Below are 24,018 nucleotides of genomic sequence, written 5' to 3'. Positions count from 1 at the left end.
CACCCCGGCGAGGCCAGCGCCATTCGCATCAGTCACCTGACCGCTGACCGTATAGGTCAACAGACGGGCCGCAAAATTCTGTCCGGTCACATTGCCATTGACCGTCACATTCCGTGTCGCTGGCTCAAAGCGATACCCCTCCTTCGTCGGGGTCAGCGTATAGGTTCCCGGTGGCACGTTGTTCAGCGTATACGCGCCCTCGGCGTTGGTCGTCGCACTGCGGGTTCCATCGCTGACCGTCACCCCGGCGAGGCCAGCGCCATTCGCATCAGTCACCTGACCGCTGACCGTATAGATCGTCCGCACAGTAAAGGACCAATTGGATGACCAGCCACTGCCCTCGGCACCATCACCGGCCTGCAGACGCCAGGTATAGGCTCCATCGGCTAGGTTGGTCTGCCAACGGGTCGTCGCGGCCCAGGGCATCTCAGCGACAACCGTGCCTGCGCTATTGATCACTTGCAGCACATAGTCACGATAGTCACGCGGGCGATTATCGGGATCACCAGCATCATTCCAGGTAAACGTAACCGTCGGCCCAACCAGGGTGACTCCATTCGCGGGTGTTGCGTGCGTCGGCATATTCGGGGGGATATTGACCACCGTAAATGTGCGCGTCTGCAGCTGCCACTCGCCGGTCACCGTGCTCCGCGCATAGACATACAACGTATGCTGACCAAGACTCAATTGAGCCGAATTGATCACAAACTCAAAGCCAACATAGCGAAAACGCTCGCCATGCGCAGCAGCAAGATCATCACGACGCGTACCATACGTCGCAGCCACACCGTGGGCCCCACTTCCAGCGGGCCCATCAAAATAGATATGAACCGCATCGACACCGGTGCCGCTTGCCGCAGCGCGATGCATCGCCCAGCCTCTGATGAGAATATCGCGATTGACCGAGGCTCCATGTGCCGGATTATCAATAGCCATCTCTGGGGGTGGGGGAACCGTCCCATTGTAACGGCGAATATCCGATATTCTGCCAGGATCAAGGACTGAAGGACCAAGAGTAGAGGTTGAATATGAACTGGGATTGTTAATCGTATATCGGCCATCACTCCGCCTGCCGATCACAACAACCCAGTGTGCTCCACCATCGACACCTACAATCACCGGGCGTCGGTTGCGGAGCTCCGTATCAATGTCACCAGATCCTGAGTATGTTACCCCCGCAGGCATACACTGATTGCGCCAATAGAGCAGACATCCATTCAGATACCCTCCTTTATTCGTCAGGCATTGATTCAGTGCAGCAGGGTCGGTAAACGAAGGCTGATAATAATTGAAGAGCATCGCCATAGAAGTCATCGCACATCCATGGCTTCCAATCGTTACACTACATGTTCCCAGTCGATGCGAAGCCCACCGCGCATCACCTTGATTGAAGTAGGGCACGCTGATAGGGGCGATTTCCTGAGCAAGCATTGGCGGTGCAGCCTCACGATCAATGAGAGTAAAACCTTGATCAGTTGCATCTGGCGCAAGCCCAGGAATGAAAGTGGCAACGATGTCCGCAAAAACCCCTTCTTGTGAACCCCCAAACGGATAAATGAACTCATAAACATCCGTAGCATACGTAAGCAACAGATGGGTATTCCAATGATCTCCAGCAAACAAGCGATACGCACACGCATCATGCTGATTAACCACTAGATGTTGACAGGCTGCGGCAGTAGCTGCAGAGCGATGGTTGGATGGTGAGTCTAACCATTCTTCCAGAGAGAGCTGATCCGGATTCGCAAACATTTGCACTACCAACGGGCTAGTAGCATGATCAACCAAGATGTGCAGCACTCCCTCAGGTTGATAGAGCGTCGCTTTCCCGGTTGAAGGATACCAAAGGCGATAGCCCTGTTGCGTATTGACGAGTGGCTGCCAGATAGCAGTACGCTCGCTCGGCGCATGCCGGATTAAAGGCAACCACACTTGGGTGCGTTCAACCTGAAGCGGAAGCTCTGTCAGCGTGGTTGTTGCCGTCATCGGCAAGGTCGCACGAAGCGTTGCGAATGCAGGCTCAGACAAGACAGGGTGAGTCTCAAACTGCGCTGGAACAGCGGGCAACGATTCACGAGCCAAGATAGTCGCACCTACCGTTGCGTGTCGCAGATTAGGTGCGGCGAGCAGGATAATGAGTATGGTGAAGATCACCAGGCTAGTCATTCTCGCGAGCAAGGACGGGCGATTCATAGCAAAGCCTTCCTACAATGATGCGAGGGCAATCAATCATCAAGCAAGCGGACAAGCAAAGTCACTGCTTTCTCTCGACACACTATCCCATGACATGGTAGGGTTCAATGCCGCGACGTGCTACCTGTCATTTTCATATAAGACAAAAGTCTTACCTGGCGATAGTACTCAACCGCCGCTGCAATGCGGTTAGGGGCACCAAGTTTCTGGCGCAGGCTGAGCATGTGCTGGCGCACGGTGGAGAGCGAGAGGTGCAGGTGGGCGGCAATCACGCGATCACTTGCACCGCTGGCAACCATTTCGATCACCATCTGCTCACGTGGGCTCAGTGGGGGCGCGCAAGAGGTGCATGCGGTGAGTGGCGTGCCATAATAGAGGTCATACTTGAGCGCGGCAACGGTACGGTTCGCCGCGCCAAGTTTGTGACAGGCATGCTGAACATAGGTGGTGACGGTCTGGAGGCCAAGATAGAGCTGGGCCGCAATCTGGCCGTCGTTGTGCCCACAAAGAATGAGACGCATCACGTCATGTTCACGTAGGGTAAGGTGAGGGCGGTTGATCGTTGGCATCGCTTTGCTCCTCATTATCTGGAGAGATAACGCTCTCTATCTCATCTGTACCAGAGAGGGGCAAAAGACTCTTGTTTTTGCAATGGCGGCACACATTGTTCGTCTGGCAACGAGGTTTTCTGATGATTTGACGCAAAGGCGCAAAGGCGCAGATGGTATACTTACCGGCATCGTAGGTGTCTCAGATCGCGAAGACCCTCGTGTGACGACAGCAAAGGAGCACGCATGCGTTACCGACGCGTTTCAAGGAGTTTTGTCGCCTTGCACCCGCGCCCGATCGGGGTGATTACGTTTTATGGGGGGCAGTTTTTTGGACAGTTGCCAACGACGGCGTATGCCCATTTTCTGGAGAGTCTGTTTGAGGCGGGGTATAGCCTGATTGTGGTGCCGTTTCAGTTCGGCTTTCGCCACGATCTGATTGCGGAACAGCTTCTGGTTGAGCGCGACACGCTGCGTGAACGGCTCCCCAAGCTGGCCGAACTCCCACAGGCCTGGGTGGGGCATAGCGTTGGCTGTAAGTATCTGGCCCTGCTTGAAGCGTTCACCGATAGTGCCACGGGCAAGTTTGTCTTGCCAGGGATGAGCCTGGCATCGGCAACCCGTACTGGTATTCTTGATGAGCCGTCCCTCTTGCTGGCCCCCGATATGTCAGACACCAGGGATGCAGTGCCGTTTCTACCAGTTGTGCCTCGCTTGTTGGATCAGTTTGGCCTGGGCGTGCGGCCTTCCCGGGCCGAGACGCAACGCTTGATTGAGCAGGATGATCTCTTTGGATTGACGGCGCTCATCTCATTTGATCAGGATACGATTGCCGGGCGCGCCCACGATTCGCCCGAGGTCAGCGATGTGGCCTGGTTCCTCCAGACACTGGAAGCACGAACCTCGTATCCGGTGCTGCACCGCGAACTGGCCGGTGATCACCTCGAGCCGGTTGGCATCCGTTATGGTGACATGGTCTATAGCCTGCGGTCGGCAAGCCTGATTGGGAGCAAGTCGGTGCCACGGGCGATCGAGCAGACCGCGCTGGAATTTCTCGCCGAGCTTGGGCGTCGCCGCGACCGTGCGCCACGCAGCCTCAAGGCACAGCTTGCGTGAAAAGCCCACCGGGGCAGTTTCACAATATGCAGCGCAGGTGGGGCGACTTAGACGTCGCCCCGCCTGCGCTGCATTATACCAATGGTACTTGGAGGATGTAGCCTTCACCACCTCAGGGATTGGCGAAAACCAGGTTGATTGGGGGGCGAATGCTTCGGCCTTACACTACCTTGTGTTGGACTGCCAGGCCAACGGCTTCGGTACGGTTGGCGACCGACAGCTTGCTGAGGATGTTGTGGACGTGATGGCGTACGGTGTTGCGACTGATGAAGAGTTGCTCGGCGATCTGCTCGTTGCTCAAGCCGGCAACCATCAGACGCAGCACCTCGCGTTCGCGCTCGGAGAGGTCGCCACCGGGGATTGGCGGGGCATTCAGGGCGCTCACCAAAGCCCTAGTAACATCGGGGCTGAGCACCGGTGTACCGGCGAAGGCCGCACGAATGGCTGCGACCAGATCGCTGCCCTGGGCGTCCTTCAGGAGATAGCCGATCGCCCCGGCTTGCAACGCCTGCTGGACGATCTCGCCTTCGCCGAAGCTGGTCAGTGCCAGGACACGTACCTGCGGAAAGCGCCGCCGTAGCTCCCGCGTGGCGGTAAGCCCATCCATCACCGGCATCATCATGTCCATAATGACCACGTCGGGCGCGAGTTGCGCGGCGAGCTCGAGCGCTTCGCTACCGTTTGCGCCCTCGCCGACAATCTCAATGTTGTCGGAGCTTGCGAGGAAGTAGCGCAGGCCTCCCCGCACCACAGCGTGATCGTCAACTAAGAGCACCCGAATAGGTGGGTTGGTCATAAACTCCTCCGCGCTGCTCATATTCGATCGGTCTCACGTTCTGCCTGCCAACGGTTGTGCGTCAATCCAACGCTCGGCGGCGTCCATCGCCTCTTGGAGCGCGTGACCAACACGTTCGTCCACGATGAAAATATTTTTTCGACCGAGGGCATACAACAGCCCCGTCCGCTCGAGCTGAATCTCGACGGAGGGTGCCACCCCTGACAGCATCAGCCGACTATTCTGCCCGCGCAGCGCCTCGGCATAGCGGGCAATTACATCCATGAAGGTGCTGCCTAACTCTGTCTCGCCCCGCAGCACCAGGATCACGACGGCGTTGCGTGAGCTTTCTGTGACCGTCGGAAGTTGCGCGTTGAAGACCGGGGCGGCGGCGAAGAAGAGGCTGCCGTAGGGAACCAGAATGGTCACCTGGCGACCAGGCACCTCTGCTGGTGGCTCACCCTCGACGGGGAACTGCCCCGGCTCGATCTTCAGGGTTACCACCCGCACCCGGTTCGACTGCTGGAACACGTACAGCAGCACCGCCAGGCCCACGCCCATCAACACGGCGTATTGCAACGGAACCAGCAGCCCGGCGCTAAACGTCAAGAGCATCACGGTCTGCTGAACCACCCCGGTCTTCCAGACCGTCACCACCTGGCTGAGCCTGAGCGTACGGAAACCGATCACGATCAGCAGTCCCGCCAGGGCGGGCATCGCTATCAGGCCCACCAACCGCCCGAAGAGCAGGATGCCCAGGGCGATCACGATGCCGGCCACGATGTTGGCCAGGCGTGAACGGGCACCCGCCCCGATGACCAGCGACGTGGCCGACATCGACGCACCAACCGGCATGCCCTGAAGCACCCCGGCGACAATGCCCGCTGCCCCTTGCCCAACGAAGTCGCCCGATGCATTCGGGAAACGGCCATCGGGGTTGGCAACTGACGCGCTGATGCTCGCGCCCTGCACCAACCCGACAAAAGCGAGCGAGAGCGCGGGGATGAGCAGCACGGGCACGAGCGCCAGCGACGGCAGCACGGGCATTGGCAGCGAACTGGGGATGTCGGCAATATCCCTCGCCAGAGCAATCTGCTCGGCACCAGCCAGGGGGACGATCAGCGAGACGAAGAAGAGCGCGATCACCATGCCCAGCGCCTTCAGTTGCGTCCGCTCGAGGGTCAGGATCAGAATGATCGTCAGCACCCCGGCCGCCAGGGTCGGCACATGAACCTGCTCCATGTTGCGCAGGAGATCGAAAGTTCTGACCACACGGTTCGGCCCCGAGCTATTGTAGCCGGTGAAGTCATCCAGTTGCCCCAGGATGATCAGCAGGGCGACGGCGTTGACGAAGCCGACCATCACCGAGTTGGGCACGAAGCGCACCAACTGGCCAAGCTTGAACAAGCCCGCCGCGAGCATGAGCACTCCGGTCAACAGGGCCAATGTGAAGAGCGGGACGTTGGGATCCGACGCCTGCGTCACCAGGGGCACGCTGGCGATGATCAGCGCCATTGCACTGGTGGCCTGCACAGACATAAAGACCGAGCTGGTGAAGAACGCGCCCGTGATCACGCCGGTCATGTAGCTGTAGAGGCCGTAGACTGGATTGACCAGCGCAAGCAGGCCCGCGGCCAACCCACCGGGGATGCTCTGGATGCCCAGCACCAGACCGGCGCTGAGATCCTCGCGGACGGTGGCGCGGTTGAAGAACTGCCGACCCCGGAACGGAAGATTCATGGTTCTCGCTTTCCAAAAACCGTTGCGTGCAGGATTTACGCCCAATTAGCTGCTGACATCGTACGTGCTCACATGTCGGGTAATCCTGGGCGCGAGGGCGTCCCGCCCTCGAAGGCTCCCCGAGGGCAGGACGCCCTCGCTCCCAGGCAAAGATAGTTACCCGACGTCCGGGAAGACCTGACGCCAGTCGTCGCGCATGCTGATCACTGTCCAGCCCTGGGTATGGGCCGCTTCCAGGGCGTGCTCGGCACCGGCTGTATAGGCGAACTCGCGCTCGGCATCGTCGTGCAGCAGGAGGAGGCGCAGCGCCGGCAGCGCAAGGTCGCCCGCGTACTGGAGCATCGCCAGGTCGCCGTTGGAGTTGCCTGCGGCAAGGATCGGGCGGCGCCCAACGACACCCCAGATCTGGATGGGCTTATTTGGCCCGTCGTCAACCACATCAAGCTCGGCCTTCTGCACGATCGTTCCGACACCGTCACGCACTTCATAGGCATAGGCCACCGTGCTGCCGATCACGCGCTCACGGGGGATGGCGTAGAGTGCCTCGGCGATGCCACGCAGAAACTCGCGCCCGCTCCCCGAGACGATATAACAGGTGAAGCCGTGGCTTTCGAGAAAACGCAGCAACTCGAGCATCGGTTGATAGACCACTGCGGCATAGGTACGGCCGAGGGTGGGGTTGCGCTCATGGGAGACAAAGGCCGCAGCCTCGGCCTCGACCTCTTCGACGTCCCGGCCATCAGCGAGGGCGAGGATGCCGTTAAGCATGAGCCTCACGTCGGTGTGATCACCCTGGTAATAGCGCGTGATCGCCCCCCCCAGCCAGGCGTAGTCTTTGTGATACGCTGCCTGCCACGGTTGTCGCGCACGCAGGGCCGGGTCTTGCTCGGCCTGCGTGACCAACTTGCGTAGCAACAGATCGAGTTGCGCGTAGAGCGGCTTTTCACACCAGAGCGTGCCATCGTTGTCGAAGACGGCGACCCGCTCGGCGGGCGGCACGTAGCACGAACTGGTTTCGTCGGTGACGGCGTCCACGAAATTGAGGATCGCCTGGCAGGTCGGCGTGTCGTTCCAACTGGCAAGGTTGTGAGTTGTCATAGATTAAGGGAGTGTGGGAGAACCTGGTTCTCCCACACCATAGTTTAGTTATTGCTCAACGCCTCTTCCATCTTCGCCATCACCTGATCGATACCGAAGCTGGCCGCCTTCATGCGCGGCGGGAAGGCCATGAAGCTCGCGAGGAACTGCTGCACGATGAACTGGGCCGCGTAGATCATGTAGGCCCGGTCGATCATCCAGTCCCAGTAGGTGTTCGAGGTGATGTCCGCCCGTTCATACGGGTCAGTGCGCAGGTTGAAGATCTTGGGGATGCGCAGGAAGACGAACGGCTCGGCCCAGATCTGGACGGTTCCGGCCATGCGCTGCTCGGCGAAGACCACCTTCCAGTTGTCGTAACGCAGCGACACCAGGTCGCCATCGTCCGAGAAGTAGAAGAAGCCTTGGCGCGGCCCCTTTGCCTCCTCGCCAGTGAAGTGTGGCAGGAAGTTGTAGCCGTCCAGATGAACTTTGTACGTCGTGTCGCCGACCTGGTGGCCCTCCTTGAGCTTGGCCCCGATCTCTGGCTCACCGGCGGCGGCGAGCAGCGTGGGTAGCCAGTCCTCGAGGCTGATGATCTCGTTGGAGATCGTGCCTGCCTTGATCTCGGCAGGCCAGCGCACCAGCATCGGGATGCGATAGGCACCCTCCCAGTTCGAGTTCTTCTCGTTGCGGAAGGGGGTCATCGCGCCGTCGGGCCAGGTGTTCATGTGCGGGCCGTTATCGGTCGAGTACATCACGATCGTATTGTCAGCGATGCCAAGCTCGTCGAGCAGGTCGAGCACGCGGCCCACGTGTTTGTCGTGTTCGACCATGACATCGTGGTACTCGGACTGCCAGCGCCCGGCCTGGCCAAGCACGTGGGCCGGTGGATGGACGCGGAAGTGCATCCAGGTGGTATTGAGCCAGGCGAAGAAGGGCTTGTCGTCGGCATGGGCGCGTTTGATAAAGTCCTGGGTAGCCTCAACGAACTCGACGTCGCAGGTCTCCATGCGCTTGCGGGTCAACGGGCCGACTTCCTCAATGCGCTGTTTGCCGACGCGACCCCAACGCGGATGCTCGGTCGGGTCGTCCTCGTCGGTGGCCCACGAGCGGATCATGCCGCGTGGCCCGAACATCTGCGTGAAGTTAGGAAAGTCCGCCTCGGGCGGGTAGTCCACGTGCTCTGGCTCCTCTTCGGCGTTGAGGTGATAGAGATTGCCAAAGAACTCGTCAAAGCCACGGGCGGTGGGCAGGTACTTGTTGCGGTCGCCGAGGTGGTTCTTGCCGAACTGACCGGTGGCGTAGCCCAGCGGCTTGAGCAACTCGGCGATCGTGGGATCCTCGGGCTGGATGCCCTTATCCGCCCCCGGCATGCCCACCTTGGTGAGCCCGGTGCGATAGGGACTCTGGCCGGTGATAAAAGCCGAGCGGCCCGCGGTGCAACTCTGCTGACCGTAACTGTCGGTAAAACGCATGCCCTCGTTGGCAATGCGGTCAATGTTGGGCGTACGATAGCCCATCAACCCATCGCTGTAACAACTCAGGTTGGTGATGCCGATATCGTCGCCCCAGATGAGCAGGATATTCGGTTGCTTGTCGGTCATCTGCAAGTCCTCACTTTCCGGATAGACTTAAGACACATTCAAAAACGGGCAGTAAATAGTTCCGTGTGGGCGCTTCCCTACCAGAGCTTGCCCCTACGCACAGGGTTGATGCAAAGTCCTTCTGATCGTCCGCAGATTACGCAGATTACGCAGATTAGGGCTTCCGCATCTGCGTAATCTGCGTAATCTGCGGATGCTATCTAACCCTACTGGGACTTTGCATGAGCCCTGCGCCCGCGCAGGCAGTGCCGTTAGCGTGACGCTTGCTCAGCTTGGCGTTTCATCGCCAGTTCTTGCTGGAGTGCGAATCGCGAGCCCGGCTTGGCTGGCAGGATCGCGCCGATCAGCCAGAGGATGGGGAAGAAGATGCCGATGATGCCGAGTATCCCGTAGCCCTTCTGGAAGGTGAGACGGCAGACGGTAAACACGGCGGCGATGTAGATGCTGAGCAGCGTGACCGATAGGATCCAAAGCATCCAATCCTGAAAACTCATAAAAGATCTCCTGCCGCGTGCAGCGGCGTTATCAGACACATAGCATTCGGTTGGGCCAGGCAAATGATGCTGGATAGGCAATTGTCGGTCACGGAAACGATAGGTTATACCAATTCCGCTTGAAGGTGCCGCATTGTCATGCTGAGCGCAGCGAAGCATCTGTGTCGTCGGGACGCCCGAGACCCTTCGCTTCGCTCCTGAGAAACAAACCTCATGGTCGGATCGCAACGCCTCTGCGGTCATTCCGAACGAAGCCGCAGGCGCAGTGAGGAATCTGCCCTGATCGTCATGGAAGACCCCTCACGTTCGTTCGGGGTGACATGGGCGGGCCGGTGCAACACCCTGGTTGCTCACGGCATCACTGGCCCACAGGCCATGTGGTACTCAGAGTGACAATGCGGCCTCCTCAACGGTAAATGGTATTAGTGGGCGAGTCCGCCCCGGTCTTCGCCCGAGCAGGCTGCGCCCCGTGACAGTGCTTGAGCTTGCGCCCACTCCCGCAGGGGCAGGGGTCGTTGCGCCCTGCTTTTGCCAGGAGGCGCGCAAACTCGGCGTCGGCGCGCGCGAGGATCGGCATGACTTCGGCGGCGCTGCGCCCCTGACGAAGCAAGCCGGCGATGATCCGCAACGGCTGATCGATATGAGTGAAAAAGGCTTTGTAGCCCGCGCAGAGGTAGTTTAGCCCCGGTTCGCCATCGGGGGTCAGGATGAAGCGGTTCTTTGGGCATTCGCCGTTGCAGGCAAAGCGCACCGGGCATTGCCGACAGTATTGTGGGAGCGTATCGCGTTTGTCCTGGCCGAACTTCTTCATCTGATCCGAACTCACCAGTTCGATCATTGGCACGTCTTTGATGTTGCCGAGCTTGTGCTTTGGCTCAACAAAGTGATCGCAGGTGTAGAGGTCGCCGTTGTGTTCGAGGGCCGGGCCGAGGCCACAGGTCTGGTCAAAGACACACATCCGCGGGCTAAGACCGAGCCAGCTACGAGCGGCTGCCTCGAAGGTCTGCACAAAGACCTTGCCCACGTCGTTCCGCACCCATTCATCGAAAATCGTCGTTAAGAAGCGCCCGAACTGCTCGGCCCCTACCGAGCGCTCCGAGACGGTATCGCCCTCCTGGATCAGCGCCCGCCCGTCGGTGTTGATCCGTTCGACCACCGGGATGAACTGCATCCAGTCGGTGCCAACTTCGTCACGCAAGAAGCGATAGACCTCGAGCGGATGCTCGGCGTTGGCGCTGTTGACGGTGGTGAGCACATTGAAGTCGACGCCATGCTGTTGGAGCAAGCGCACGCCGCGCATGACCTTGTCGAACGTCGGCTTGCCGCCCTTATCATAGCGATAGATGTCGTGCAGGTGGGCGGGGCCGTCGAGGCTAATGCCGACCAGGAAGCCGTGTTCCTTGAAGAAGGCACCCCACTCGTCGTCGAGCAGCGTGCCGTTGGTCTGAATAGTGTGCTCGAAGCGCATCCCTGGGCGGCGGTGGCGCTCGGCGATCGCCATGGCGTGACGGAAGAAGTCGAGACCCATCAGGGTCGGCTCGCCGCCCTGCCAGGCAATCGTGACGTGGTCACTGGCGTGACCGGCGATCAACTGGCCGATGTAGGCCTCCAAGACATCGTCGGCCATGCGGAACCGGGAACCGGGATAGAGTTGCTCTTTGGCGAGGAAGAAGCAATAGGCGCAGTCGAGGTTGCAGATCGCCCCGGTGGGCTTGGCAAGGACGTGAAACGCGGACGGTCGCGCCCCGTTGGACGTGACCGGCGCGGTGGGATTGGCACCTGTGCTGAGGGCGACCATGCCTCCTCCTTCTATACGACAGCGCGGCTTACCAGTCCTGGCTGAGCTCAGCGAGGATGGCATCGGCGGTGGCACTCGCCTCATCAAGCGTAGCTTCGCTGATCAGTTCGGCGTCGACCAGGATGTCGATTGCCTCAGGGGCATCCGCCTCGGTGAGCAAGCCGGCGACGACGAGGGCGCGCACGGCCTCGGCGGCGACGGTGGAACGGAACGCTTCGACGCCAACGACAGTGGTAATCGCCGAGGCCATCGCCTCGCGCTGAACTTCTTCGGCGGCAGTCAGCGTGGTAAGGGTATCAAGCAGTGCCGCACCACGCGCCGCAGCCGCCCGCTCGATGGCGACCTCGGCCTCAACGATCGCGTTGAGCTCTTGACCAACGGCGAGCAACGCATTGCGGGTGAGGAAGCCCTGGGTAACCATGTGGCCCCCGGCCTCAGTGATTGCGGCCCCAAGACCAAGCGCCCAGGCGTGCTCTACCAGCACGAGCGCGGCGGCCGTTCCGGGCGCAAGGTCAGTGACCGCCGCACGGATCACATCAAGGTCAAGCCCAGCCCCGTGCTCGGGGCTCAGCATGGTCTCGGCTCCTGGTGCTTGCTCGGTGTAGGTCTCGACCGTCGCCACGAGGCCGAGCAGCGGGTCGATCAGGGTACCGAAGCTCCTCACACTGCCATCGGGCAAATCCCGCTCGTGGAGGGTATGAACAGTGCCATCAGCCTCTTTCAGCACAAACTGCAGGTCAAGAATCCGGATCATGCCGTGGCTGCGCAACTCGTCGAGCTCACGCAAAATCTGGCCCTCGAACCGGTCAACGCGGTCAAACGCAAATGTAAGCACCTGGATTGGTCCGCTTTGCATTGCTGTTCCTCATTTCCATTATCGTTGGTGGGCGGGCGAAGCTTCGCCCGCCCACCAACGAAAGATTCTATCGTCCACCGTGAGCCATCATATCGATCACAATCGCCACCGCGAGGATCAGCCCCTCGTTCTGACCTGGCTCCACCGCGACACCATAGGTATCGCGCAGACGAAACCACTTCTTCGAGACCTCGGCAATCTTGCGGTCGCCGTCGCCGATGGTATATTCGTGGTGGAGAATATTGCCCTGTACCTCGAGGTCAGGCCCACCGCCGATCTTCACGGTCCAGCGGTCGCGCACCGGAGTGATGAGCGCCTTACGCACCGTTGCCATGGTCTTGCCATCAGGCCCCTCGATCTCCATCGTGTCGCGCACGCGGAGCATCCGCTCCTGGACTCGACACTGCAGGTTGCCCTGAAGATCCTCAATAAGCAAGGTCTTGCGGATGCGCAGCGCCTTGCCGTCAACCTTATACGCACGTCGGCCGTCGCTATCTTCGATCCAGAAATCGTCGCCGATAGCGACCATCCGCTGGCGTACCTGGTAGCGCACCGCAGTTCCACGGCGTCCGAAGGTTTCACGCTCCTGTTGGCGATCTTCGCGCCGAGCTTGTTGTCGTCCGCGCATTGTTTGCTCATCCTTTCGTTCTTGGTATGAACCAAGGTTTCAGGCTCGTTGACCGTTCTGAGACCTCAAAGGTCTTGAAGACCTTTGAGGTCTGACACTCAGGCGTCCCCACACCCGAGATGCTTCGCTACGTTCCGAAGCAACAGGTGCTACGTACACCATAGTAGCGCGGGCTTCCAGCCCGCAAACCCCACGCGGGCTGGAAGCCCGCGCTACCATATGCGCTACCAGATGACACGGTCGCGAGCATGTCAGGAAACGTCGTTGACAGATTATTCATGTAGATATCAGTACGTTGTGCTCAATGATTATATAACAGTCGCGTCCGTGGCGGAAGAACTGTTTGCTTGGTTTGCTGATGGCTCTTGTAGATAGTTAGAACGGGGCAGATGAGGACAAGCATCCGCCTATCCAAGAGGATAGTCCGCCCTCCGTCATACGACCTTATACTTCATCGTATGCACAGCTTCACCGGTTCTCCCATACGTGCATACGCGTGCGTCACACGCTGGGCGGTAGTTGTCGTCCTGATGCTGATGCTGCTTGCCCCTGTCCACAGTGTCGGTGCGGGCGAGGCGGCTATGGCTGCGGGGCAATTAAAGGTGCGGATGCTGAGCATTGCCGAGGGGCTTCCCCACCCTACGGTGTATGCTATTGCCCGCGACCACTTCGGCTTTCTCTGGCTCGGCACCCTCGAGGGGTTGACGCGCTACGACGGCCATCGTTTTGTCATCTACCGTCCCGATCCAACCAACCCGAACACGCCCGTCAGTGGTCAGATCGAAACGCTCTATACTGACCGTGAGGGCATGCTCTGGATAGGCACGCTCGCGAGTGGCCTCAATCGCTACGACCCACACAGCGAGCAGTTCACCCTCTACCGCCACGACCCCACCGACCCAACCAGTCTGAGCAGCAACGCCGTGCGTGCCATCTTCGAGGATGCGGCGGGCACCCTCTGGGTCGGCACACTGGATGGAGGCCTGAACCGGCTCGACCGTGCGACGGGACGTTTCACCCGGTACCGCCACGACCCGAGCGACCCGTTCAGCCTGAGCGATGATCGGGTTACAGATATACTCGACGATGGGCGCGGCGGGCTCTGGGTTGCCACAGGGGGCGGGCTGAATCGGTTCGAGCCTGCGACCGGATGGTTCACGACCCAGCGCCATAACCCCGCCGACCCGAACTCGATCGGTGGCGATGCGGTTGCGACACTCTTTCGCGACAGCACCGGAGTGCTGTGGATCGGCGTCACCGGTGCCGGCCTCTACCGCTACGACGAGACAACCCAACACTTCACCAGCTACGCCGGACTGCCAAACAGCAACGTGGTGGATCTTGCCGAGACAACCCCGGGCGAGCTCTGGGTCGCCACGTATGGCGGCGGTCTTGTACAGTTCGACGTAGCAAGCGGTCGCTTCACCAACTTCAATAGCCTCGTGGTGCAAGGTGGTGGGCTGGCGACCGAGAGCATCGAACGACTCTTTCCGAGTGAAGATGGGTTGCTCTGGGTCGGAACGGAGGATCGTGGCGTTGCGATGGTGAACCTCCAGCCAGGGCCCTTCACGGTTCACACGGCGAGCCCCGACCCGCAGGCCCAGCCCAACGCCCTCCGGCCTGGGATGATGCGGGCCACCGCCGAAGATCGAGACGGCGCGCTCTGGCTCGGCGTGGCCGAATCGGGCCTCGCCCGCTTCGACCGTGAGCGAGGCGTAGTGACGCACTACCGCCACGACCCTGCCGACCCCAACAGCCCCGCCGGCAACCGGCCCCAGGCCCTGCTGCTCGACAGGAACGGGACGCTGTGGATCGGCTACCACACCGGCCTCGACCGCTTCGACCGCACGACCGGCCAGTTCGTCCACTACCCCGCCAACCCCGCCAATCCTGAGGCGCTGAGCCACGGCGACATCTTCGACCTGTACGAGAGCCGCGACGGGGCGATCTGGATCGCCACGCGGGGCGGCGGACTGCTTCGCCTCGATCCACAAACCGAACGCTTTACCCGGTATCGCCACGATCCTGACGATCCGACCAGTATCAGTTCGGACAACGTCGGCGCGATCGTCGAAGACCAGTGGGGCAACCTCTGGCTCGGCCACGAGGGTGCCGGGGTGAGTCATCTCGACCAGGCGACTGGTCGCTTCACCAACTATCGGCACAATCCAAACGACCCGAACACACCGGGGTCGAACACCGTCCTGGCACTCTATGCCGACCCGGCGGGCATGCTCTGGGCGGCTACCTGGAATGGCGGGTTGAATCGAATCGACCCGGCTACCGGACGCTTCACGCGCTACACCGTCGCCGAAGGGATACTGAGCGCCAAGCTGAATGGCATCCAACCGGACAACGAGGGCAACCTCTGGCTCACGTCAAACCAGGGTCTGATCCGCTTCGACCCGCGCACCGGCAAGAGCGTGGCCTATACCGCTGCCTCGTCAGGCTTACCACCAGGGGGCTTCCCGCTGAACGGCTCGGCACGCACGCGCTCTGGCGAACTTATCATGGGCGGGTTCGACAACTTGGTCACTTTTTTTCCTAGCGACGTGCGACCGCAGACCGACGTCGCACCGGTGGTGTTTACCAATGTGCTGGTCGCCAACCAACCGCTTGTCGTCGGCCCTACGGCACCCCTGACCACCACGATCAATGCGGCGAGCGAACTGCACCTCACCTATCGCGATCAGGTGCTCAGTCTCGAGTTCACCGCCCTCGACTATCGTGCGCCCGATGCGGCACGTTACCGCTATCGCCTGGTTGGCTTCGCGCCAGAGTGGGTCGAGGTCGACAGCGAGCGCCGCCTCGCCACCTACACCAACCTCAACTCGGGCAGTTACACCTTCGAGCTTCAGGCCGCCAATGGCGAGGGTGTCTGGGGTGACGCGCTACGGCGGCTACGCATCACCGTTGTACCGCCCTGGTGGCAAACGTGGTGGTTCACCCTGCTGAGCGGTATGCTCATCCTGGGGAGCGCCGTTGGTGGGGTGGGTCTGCGCCTGCGAGGGGAGGAGCGCCAGCGTCATCGGCTCGAGGCCGAAGTCGCTACCCGCACCGCCGCTCTCGCCAACGCCAACAGCAGCCTGGAACGCCAGGTGCAACTCGAGCGTACGCTGATCATGAGCCTCGATCTCGATGCGCTGCTCGGCGGTATCCTCGATCAGATCGGGGAGGTGGTACCCTTTAGTACCGGAGCAATCTTCACGCTCAAAGAACAGACGCTGACCCTTCGCGCCTTGCGAAGCCAGAAACTCGCGCAGCGCAGTGACCCACTACACCTTGATCTCGGCCAGATCCCGTTGCTCCATCACGTCCTTGCAGCAGGAACGACCCAGGTGCTCAGGACTGCCGACATTGATGGCAAAGCACTGGACTATGTTGGCACGATGCTCGGGCAGTCGGTGAGTGCCCAGGCATGGCTGGTGGTGCCACTGCTCGTGCAAGAGCGGGTGATTGGTGTCCTGGTGCTCACCCACCCGCAGCCAGATAGCTATGGTTCGCTGGAGATCGCGCAACTCGAGCCCTTTATCAGCCCGGTCGCGCTCGCGCTCGAGAATGATCGCCTGCGCGAACACGCGCGGAGTGCCGCGACCCTGGCAGAACGCGCCCGCGTGGCCCGCGAGTTGCACGACGCTGTCACGCAGACCCTCTTCTCTGCCAGCCTGATCGCCGAGGCTCTGCCCGATGCCCTGGCGCGTTCGCCCGAACGGGCCATTGTCGGCGCAGAAGAGTTGCGCCGACTGACCGCTGGTGCGTTGGCCGAGATGCGTACGCTGCTGCTGGAGTTACGGCCCAAAACCTTAACCGAGATGTCCCTGGGGCGGCTCGTGCAGATCCTTGCTACCTCGCTGCGCGGCAGCCACAGCGCCGTCACGATCACGGTGAAGATCGCCAATGACTGTACTCTGGCCCCGGACGTGCAACTGGCCTGCTACCGCATCGCACAGGAAAGTCTGAACAATGCGGTCAAACATGCCGCCGCTACGACGATTGTGGTGAGCCTCGATTGCAGCCCGGATGAGGTCTTCTTACGGGTGAGTGACGACGGCCGAGGTTTTGCTCCAACGCATGGGTCACACAGCGGCCTGGGCCTAGAGATTATGCAAGAGCGAGCGAGCGAGATCGGGGCACAGCTCACGCTTGACAGCGAGCCCGGCGGGGGCACGACGATCAGCTTGCACTGGCAAGCGAAAAACGTCAGGCAATACGACTAGATGCGGCGTTCGGCAGGGCCTGGGATGGCAACCTGCGGATGGCTCTCGACGAATGCCGCCAGGTGCTCGCCGGTCAGCGTTGATCGCGCCGCCACCAGGTCAGCCGGCGTACCTTCAAAGACGATCCGTCCACCGTCGTGGCCCGCGCCCGGGCCGAGATCGATGATCCAGTCGGCATGCGCCATCACTGCCTGGTGATGCTCGATCACGATGACCGATGTTCCCGCTTCGACGAGCCGATCCAGCAGATCGAGCAACTGCTTGATGTCGGCCAGGTGCAGCCCGGCGGTCGGCTCGTCGAGCACGTAGACCCTGGCGTCGCCACCCATGTGCGTTGCGAGCTTGAGCCGCTGCCGCTCGCCGCCCGATAGCGTCGTGAGCGGTTGGCCGAGCCGCACGTAGCCCAGTCCTACGTCGGCCAGACGCCGGAGAATCGCCTGCGCAGCCGGTGTACGCGCCGCGCCGTCAGCGAAGAAGCCGACCGCCTCATCGACCGTGAGGTCGAGCACCTCAGCAATGTTGAGCCTGCCGAGCCGATACTCCAGCACCGACGCTTGAAACCGGCGACCCTCGCACTCCTCGCAGACGGTGGTGACGCCGGCCATCATCCCCAGGTCGGTATAGATCACCCCGACACCATTGCAGGTAGGGCAGGCGCCCTCGGAGTTGGCGCTGAACAGCGCTGGTTTCACGCCATTGGCTTTCGCAAACGCCGTGCGAATAGGGTCAAGCAGACCAGTGTAAGTCGCCGGGTTGCTCCGTCGCGAGCCGCGGATCTGGGCTTGCTCGATCGCCACCACGCCGTCCCGTCCCGACACCGAGCCGTGGATCAGCGAACTTTTGCCCGACCCGGCCACGCCGGTCACGACGACGAGCACGCCGAGTGGAAGGTCAACATCGACATGCTGCAAGTTGTGCGTGCAAGCACCGCGCACCGCCAGCACTCCCGACGGCGTCCGTACCGATGCTTTCAGCGAGGCCCGGTCCTCCAGATGACGCCCGGTGAGCGTGCCACTGGCCCGCAATCCGTCAACCGTGCCCGCGAAAACCACCTCACCACCAGCGGTACCGGCGCCAGGACCGAGGTCAACGACGTGGTCGGCGATGGCGATCACCTCTGGCTTGTGCTCAACGACCAGAACCGTGTTACCCTTATCGCGCAGCCGCAGCAGCAGGTTGTTCATGCGCTGGATGTCGTGGGGGTGCAGCCCAATCGTCGGCTCATCGAAGACGTAGGTCACGTCGGTGAGCGACGAGCCGAGATGCCCGATCATCTTGGTGCGCTGCGCCTCGCCACCCGACAGGGTACCCGACGGACGGTCGAGGCTGAGGTAGCCCAGCCCGATCTCCACAAACGAATCGAGCAGGTGTTGGAGCTTGGCGAGCAGCGGGGCCACCGACGGCTCGTTCAGGTCGCGCAGCCACACGGCCAGATCGTTGATCTGCATCGCGCAGACATCGGCAATGTTCTTGCCGTTGATCGTGGACGACCGGGCCCCTTCATTGAGTCGGGTACCGTTGCAATCAGGACAGATTGTGAACGTCACCGCCCGCTCCACGAAGGCACGGATATGCGGTTGCAGCGCCTCGATGTCCTTGGAGAGAAACGATTTCTGCACACGGGGAACGAGCCCTTCGTAGGTCAAATTGATACCGTTGAACTTAATTTTAACCGGCTCCTTGTAGAGAAAGTCGTGGAGCTCTTGGTTGGTATATTGGCTGATCGGCTTGTTCGGGTCGAAGAAACCCGATTCGGCGTAGATCCGCACTTCCCAACCACCCGCCTTATACCCCGGAATCGTGAACGGCCCCTCAGCGAGCGACTTGCTCGCATCGTACAGCTGGCTCAAGTCGATGTCGCTGATGCTGCCCATGCCCTCACAGCGCGGGCACATGCCGCCGTGGTAGACAACATCGCGCACCACGACTTTCTCGCCTTTGCCCTTGTCAACGCTCATTGACCCGCTGGCAGTACGCGTCGGGACGTTGAACGAGTAGGCGGTAGGAGGCCCAATGTGCGGCTGAGCAAGGCGGCTGAACAGGATCCGCAGCATCGCGTTGGCATCGGTGGCGGTGCCGACAGTGGAGCGGGCATGCGCGCCCATACGCTCTTGGTCAACGATGATCGCCGTCGTCAGCCCTTCCAGCACATCAACCTCGGGCCGCGCCAGGGTTGGCATAAAACCCTGCACGAACGCACTGTAGGTCTCGTTAATCAGGCGTTGTGACTCGGCGGCGATGGTACCGAACACCAGCGACGACTTGCCCGACCCCGAGACCCCAGTAAAGACCGTCAGCCGACGCTTGGGAATCGCAACATGGACATCCTTCAGATTGTTCTCGCGCGCACCCTTGACGCGAATCAGATCGTGGCAATCGGCGGGGTGCTGATTGGAAGGAGCCATACAAACCTCCGCAGGGAACCATTACATGGTGCAAACCGCTATACTTCGCGGCATTATAGCACATATGAACGCACAGCACACCCTCACCGTGCATTCCAACCAGGGCTGGTGCAAAGTCCCAGTAGGGTTAGATAGTGTCCGCAGATTACGCAGATTACGCAGATTAAAGCTTCCGCATCTGCGTAATCTGCGTAATCTGCGGACGATCGAGATGACTTTGCATCAGCCCTAGCATTCCAACCAGGGCTACGCTGAAAATGGGGGAACGTGGTTCCCCCATTTTCAGCGTAGCCCTTCCAATGTCACCGGGCAACGTATGCGTGGCGGTGCGGAGCAATGGTACAATCTCAGCAAGCCGCCATTTTGTCAGGAGAGCCATGTCGTGAGCCAACCCACCAGCTTTGAGCAACTCCCCGCCGACCTGCCCGTTCCCGAGGACGACGGTGCATGCGCCCACCTTGTCGGCTGTGCCGTGCCATCACTGGCGCTCACCGCGACCGATGGAAGCACGGTCAACCTTGCCGCACTGCCCAGTCGCACGCTCGTCTATTGCTACCCGCGCACCGGCGTGCCCGGCCAGGCGCTCCCTACCGACTGGGACACTATCCCCGGTGCTCGCGGCTGCACCCCAGAGGCATGTGGCTTCCGGGATCACCATGCCGAGCTTCGCGCTCGGGGTACGACGGTCTTCGGCCTGAGCACCCAGGATACCGCGTATCAGCAGGAGTTTGCAGCGCGGCTGCATCTGCCCTTCGCCATCCTCAGCGACGCCGAGTTCCGCTTGACCACCGCCTTGCGGTTGCCCACCTTCACCGTCGACGGGATGCGCCTGATCAAACGCCTGACCCTCGTGTTGCACGACGGAGTGATTGAGCACGTCTTCTACCCAATCTTCCCGCCCGACACCCATGCAGGGCAGGTTGTCGCCTGGCTCGCCGACCACCAGTCAGACCTGTCAGGTGTGCGCCGAGACGATCCTCCGGTACCCCCAGGATCGCTGTGGCGCACACCTGGCAGGTCTCCTGATCCAGCCGGATAGGTGCGCACCCATTCAACTGGGTCGGAGCGAAACCATCATTGTGCCGCGTATCAACTGCTCGCGCATATGCTGTAATATAGAGTAGCCCAACTCTACGCTCCCGATATACGCCAATTCCCTGGCAAAACGATGGGAGCACGAGAGTCGATCACAACGTGAGCCGCTCATACCAAGGAGAATCTCCATGAACGCCCTGTTTGGCGAACTGCTGCCGATGATCCTCGGCAACGTCCTGGCCCCCATCTGGCTCATCATTGTCCTGTTGCTGCTCGCCAGCCCGGGCGGCCTGCTCAAGGCCGCCGCCTTCGTCCTCGGCATGACCTTCATTCGCGTGGCCCAGGGATTGCTCTTTGGCGCATTACTGGCAGCTTCATCAGACGATGCAGCGGGAGAGAGCGGTCTCGTGGCTGCAACGCTGAAGCTCATCCTTGGCATCCTGCTCCTGATCGCTTCGTTCAAGAAATGGCGCAAGGAAGAGGATCCAGACGAACCACCGCCAAAGTGGATACAGTCACTCGACCAGACCACCGCCCTCAAGGCTTTTGGCCTGGGTGCGCTGGGCATCGCGATCGGCCCGAAACTCTGGGCCTTCACCCTCTCGGCCCTTGCCATCATCAACGGGGCGGAGATCGACCAAACCAGCGCGATCATCGCGTACGCGGCCTACATTTTCTTCGCACAGATCCTGCTCATCCTCGCAGTGCTTTTCGTCGCAGTTGCACCAAAGCGTTCCCGTGCGTTCCTTCAGCGTGCGACCGCATGGCTCACAACCTACAATCGCCCGATCTCCATCACGGCCGCGCTGGTGTTCGGCTTGTTATTCACATGGGACGGCGTAAATGGCTTCCTGAATAGATAGGCCGTCCAAAGGAGAACTATGGCACTGTTGCGCAGAATCTTCGCGGGCATTCTTTTCGTCCTTGCGCTGCTGACCTTCCTGCTCGCTGCGACCGGGACGATCGGGGCCTGGATCGCCAAAGCCACCGTCGATGAGACGACACTTGCCATGGTCGATGTCATTACCGACTACCTCGATCTGGCGATTCAGACAATTGACACCCTTGACAGTAATGTTGCTGAGGTAGAAGAGAGGCTCAGGTTGGTGCAAACCAGTTTGGCCTTCTTGCGTACCGAACGGGCCAATGGGCCAGTGGCGCAACAGATGCAGCAGGTCGTTACTGAGGAACTGCAACCTGCGCTGGAACAACTCACCTCTCGTGCCCAACGCCTCCGTGAGGGCTTAGAGCGCTTTAACCAGCGCATCGAGCAACTCAACCAGTTGCCCTTTCTCGACGTGCCCACCCTTGCCAATCCGCTGACGACCCTTGATAGCGAGATCACTGCCGCCCGCGATCAGACCCGTCTTGTGCGTACGGCCATCGAAACGCGCGATAACGTGCTCCTCCAGTCTGCCACCGACCGGCTCGAAGAACGCCTGAGCCAGGTGCGCGCCACGCTTGCCGAGGGCAGGGAGCGCACCAGCACCGTGCAATTGGCGCTGATCGATGTTCGCCAGGCCCTCACCTTCTGGTCAACGGTGAGTACAACCACCATCAGCGCCCTCCTGGTACTCTTTGCCCTCGGCCAGCTCAGCCTTGCCGCGCATGCCTGGGGGTGGATGTTCGGTCGGCAGCGCGAGGAGCGAAGCACCCGTCCCGCCCGCCGCCGCTAGTGGCACCGTACTTTGGCGTGCGGTTGATTTGACGCAAAGGCGCAAAGGCGCAAGGTTTTTCGCGTAGGTGAGCGCACCCTTCACGCCTTTGCGTCAGCTTAGTTGATTTGACGCAAAGGCGCAAAGGCGCAAAGGCGCAAGGTACGTCACCGCCTACTCATTGGCCTGTGAACGAGTTTCACCGGTATCGTCCGCAGCACGCTTCACGCCACGCAACCAGAACCACGCGACGGCGGCAACGGCCAGGCAGACGGCACCTGCCAGGATCAGGGCCGAGGCGACGCCAACACTAAAGGCTTCGCGGTACGCCGCCATTAGCCCAAGACCGACGATTGCGCCCGGTGCCTGGGCAATGTCGTCGGCGGTGATACCCTGGCGAAGAGCCGTATCAACGGCTTGCAGCGCGACGGCTTGCTGCTGCGGGGTCAGCGTCAGATCGGCCATGCGCAGCTTGAAGTCGGCAGTTCCGCTCAACGCCAGGACGGTAGCGAGCAATACGCCGGACAGGCCACTGCCGATGAGCCCGGCAGCCCGGTTGAGCCCTGAACTGAGGCCGATCAGGTCGGCTGGCAGGGCCGCAAAGAAGAAGTAGGCCCACGAGGCCGAGGCGATCAGGAAGCCGATGCCGAACAGCATCATCATCGGGATAATGAACAGGTAGGGCGTATTCGGGCGCGCCAGCGCGGTGAGCAACATCGCCACGCCCATCGCCGCCAGGCCGCCGCCCACCGATACATAGGCCGGCTGACTGGTGGTAAAGCGGGCGGCCCAACGTAGGATGAAGAGATTCCCGAGGAAGACCGGTGCCAGTGCGACCCCAGCAATGAAACCCGGAAGCTGCCGCGCAGTGAAAAAGAAGCCGTACAGCATCTGCGCATAGCCCACCAAGCCAAAGCTGAGGGCCGCCGAGACGAGCAGCAACAGCGACAGGAAGTGGCGCGGAACCTCGTTTGCCGCACCACGAAAGAGGTTCTGCCGACGGGCAAATTGGGTCCAGACGATCAGCAGCAGCAAGCCGAGCGCACTGAAAACGCCCGCCGTGACGGTGATCGGGTTGAACCAGGTGCCGCTAAGGCGGGCCATCACGAGGCCAAACATGGCGGCCAGAAAAACCATCGCCCATGCCGCAGCGGTGAGCGCTTCGAAGCGCCCGAAGCCGCCCTGGGCACGGCTTTCTGGAACATAACGCCAGGCAAGGTAGAGGCCTATCGCACCGACAACGATCGGCAAGACGAGCGCCGCACGCCAGCCCCACCAATACTCAAACGGAATGCCAAGCAGACTCGCCAGCACCCCCACACCCGTCACAAAGGTGTAAATCACCAGCGCCCGCGTGCGCTCGGTGCCCTCAAAGGTCAGGCGGATCAGCGCCAGGGTAAGCGGGAAGGCCAGGGCACCCATCACGCCAACCATCGCCCGTAAGAGGGTGAGCGCCAGCAAATTGGGGGCGAGCAGCGAGAATAGGTTGAAGAGCGTCGCCCCCACCGCGCCGATCAGCAGGATCTTGCGTCGGCCAAGCAGATCACCCAGGACGCCGCCGATAATCTGGAAGGCCACAAAGAGCAAGACACCCAGACTGGCGAGAATACGGTACTCGTTCCAGCCTGTCCCGAAGGCCGACGAAGGAATCTCGTAGCCAATCATCCATAAAAATGGCTCGGCTTGCAAGGCAAAGGCGACCGTGCAGCAAGCCGCCAGAATCCACCAGCGCTGCGGGTCGTCGTACTGGCGCGGTGATGGTACCGTCGGTACGTCCGTCACCGTTCTTCTCGTATCAGCCACATCGCCTGAATCGCTTGCCATCGTCACTCAACTCCTTCAATTGAATTGGGGTCACCAAACATCGTGTCCCACGT

The 24,018-nt window shown here is 60.9% G+C and carries 17 protein-coding genes; 5 read left to right on the top strand and 12 right to left on the bottom strand.

Features of this window, described 5'->3' with window-relative positions; all coding sequences use genetic code 11:
- Window positions 1-2,193: carboxypeptidase regulatory-like domain-containing protein (locus EYB53_RS16120; RefSeq protein WP_205712670.1), on the bottom strand; the 2,193-nt coding region annotated here is incomplete at its 3' end.
- Window positions 2,194-2,297: 104 nt separating this feature from the next.
- The gene (locus EYB53_RS16115; protein WP_167857439.1) at window positions 2,298-2,762 is read right to left on the bottom strand and encodes a LuxR family transcriptional regulator; all 465 of its coding nucleotides are present in this window, start codon (window positions 2,760-2,762) and stop codon (window positions 2,298-2,300) included.
- A gap of 225 nt (window positions 2,763-2,987) precedes the next feature.
- Here EYB53_RS16115 and EYB53_RS16110 point away from each other — a divergent pair, with 225 nt between their 5' ends.
- A complete protein-coding gene (locus EYB53_RS16110; protein ID WP_135479451.1) occupies window positions 2,988-3,857 on the top strand; it encodes a DUF1350 family protein in 870 nt (289 codons plus the stop codon).
- A 160-nt stretch (window positions 3,858-4,017) separates the two neighbouring features.
- Here the strand turns inward: EYB53_RS16110 and EYB53_RS16105 are convergent, their stop codons facing one another.
- From EYB53_RS16105 to EYB53_RS16070, 8 genes are all read right to left on the bottom strand, one after another.
- Complete coding sequence (locus tag EYB53_RS16105) at window positions 4,018-4,653, bottom strand: response regulator (protein ID WP_167857438.1); 636 nt, start codon at window positions 4,651-4,653, stop codon at window positions 4,018-4,020.
- Between the two features lie 33 nt (window positions 4,654-4,686).
- Window positions 4,687-6,372 (bottom strand): SulP family inorganic anion transporter, encoded by a 1,686-nt coding sequence (locus EYB53_RS16100; RefSeq protein ID WP_135479449.1) that lies wholly within the window; start codon window positions 6,370-6,372, stop codon window positions 4,687-4,689.
- A gap of 156 nt (window positions 6,373-6,528) precedes the next feature.
- Complete coding sequence (locus EYB53_RS16095; protein ID WP_135479448.1) at window positions 6,529-7,470, bottom strand: HAD family hydrolase; 942 nt, start codon at window positions 7,468-7,470, stop codon at window positions 6,529-6,531.
- 44 nt (window positions 7,471-7,514) lie between these two features.
- Window positions 7,515-9,053 (bottom strand): arylsulfatase, encoded by a 1,539-nt coding sequence (locus EYB53_RS16090; protein ID WP_135479447.1) that lies wholly within the window; start codon window positions 9,051-9,053, stop codon window positions 7,515-7,517.
- A 251-nt stretch (window positions 9,054-9,304) separates the two neighbouring features.
- Entirely contained in the window at window positions 9,305-9,547 is a 243-nt protein-coding gene (locus tag EYB53_RS16085; protein WP_135479446.1) for a hypothetical protein, read from the bottom strand.
- 406 nt (window positions 9,548-9,953) lie between these two features.
- Window positions 9,954-11,345 (bottom strand): anaerobic sulfatase maturase, encoded by a 1,392-nt coding sequence (locus tag EYB53_RS16080; RefSeq protein WP_135479445.1) that lies wholly within the window; start codon window positions 11,343-11,345, stop codon window positions 9,954-9,956.
- Window positions 11,346-11,373: 28 nt separating this feature from the next.
- Window positions 11,374-12,201: a hypothetical protein gene (locus EYB53_RS16075; RefSeq protein WP_135479444.1), complete on the bottom strand. Its 828-nt coding sequence runs from the start codon at window positions 12,199-12,201 to the stop codon at window positions 11,374-11,376.
- A gap of 67 nt (window positions 12,202-12,268) precedes the next feature.
- On the bottom strand, window positions 12,269-12,829 hold the full coding sequence (locus tag EYB53_RS16070; RefSeq protein WP_097653712.1) for an LURP-one-related/scramblase family protein: 561 nt from the start codon (window positions 12,827-12,829) through the stop codon (window positions 12,269-12,271).
- Between the two features lie 530 nt (window positions 12,830-13,359).
- On the opposite strand from EYB53_RS16070, the gene EYB53_RS16065 reads away from it, so the two are divergent.
- Window positions 13,360-17,046, top strand: a complete 3,687-nt coding sequence (locus tag EYB53_RS16065; protein ID WP_167857437.1) for a two-component regulator propeller domain-containing protein — start codon at window positions 13,360-13,362, stop codon at window positions 17,044-17,046.
- Here the strand turns inward: EYB53_RS16065 and EYB53_RS16060 are convergent.
- Complete coding sequence (locus EYB53_RS16060; RefSeq protein WP_135479442.1) at window positions 17,043-19,451, bottom strand: ATP-binding cassette domain-containing protein; 2,409 nt, start codon at window positions 19,449-19,451, stop codon at window positions 17,043-17,045. The genes EYB53_RS16065 and EYB53_RS16060 overlap by 4 nt on opposite strands.
- Before the next feature lie 382 nt (window positions 19,452-19,833).
- Between EYB53_RS16060 and EYB53_RS16055 the strand changes: the two genes are divergently transcribed.
- The 3 genes from EYB53_RS16055 (at window position 19,834) to EYB53_RS16045 (ending at window position 22,162) form a co-directional block, all read left to right on the top strand.
- The gene (locus tag EYB53_RS16055; protein WP_205712669.1) at window positions 19,834-20,490 is read left to right on the top strand and encodes a peroxiredoxin; all 657 of its coding nucleotides are present in this window, start codon (window positions 19,834-19,836) and stop codon (window positions 20,488-20,490) included.
- Between the two features lie 184 nt (window positions 20,491-20,674).
- Entirely contained in the window at window positions 20,675-21,349 is a 675-nt protein-coding gene (locus EYB53_RS16050; protein WP_135479440.1) for a GAP family protein, read from the top strand.
- Window positions 21,350-21,367: 18 nt separating this feature from the next.
- Complete coding sequence (locus EYB53_RS16045) at window positions 21,368-22,162, top strand: hypothetical protein (protein ID WP_135479439.1); 795 nt, start codon at window positions 21,368-21,370, stop codon at window positions 22,160-22,162.
- A gap of 153 nt (window positions 22,163-22,315) precedes the next feature.
- Here the strand turns inward: EYB53_RS16045 and EYB53_RS16040 are convergent, their stop codons facing one another.
- Window positions 22,316-23,965 carry an MFS transporter gene (locus tag EYB53_RS16040; RefSeq protein ID WP_135479438.1) on the bottom strand — a complete coding sequence of 550 codons (1,650 nt, stop codon included), beginning with the start codon at window positions 23,963-23,965 and terminating at the stop codon, window positions 22,316-22,318.
- Between the last annotated feature and the right edge of the window lie 53 nt (window positions 23,966-24,018).

The organism is Candidatus Chloroploca mongolica, from assembly GCF_004762035.2.
GTDB classification, from domain to species: domain Bacteria; phylum Chloroflexota; class Chloroflexia; order Chloroflexales; family Chloroflexaceae; genus Chloroploca; species Chloroploca mongolica.
The sequence above is the reverse complement of the archived record's forward strand: the minus strand, read 5'-3'. Positions and strand labels throughout refer to the sequence as shown.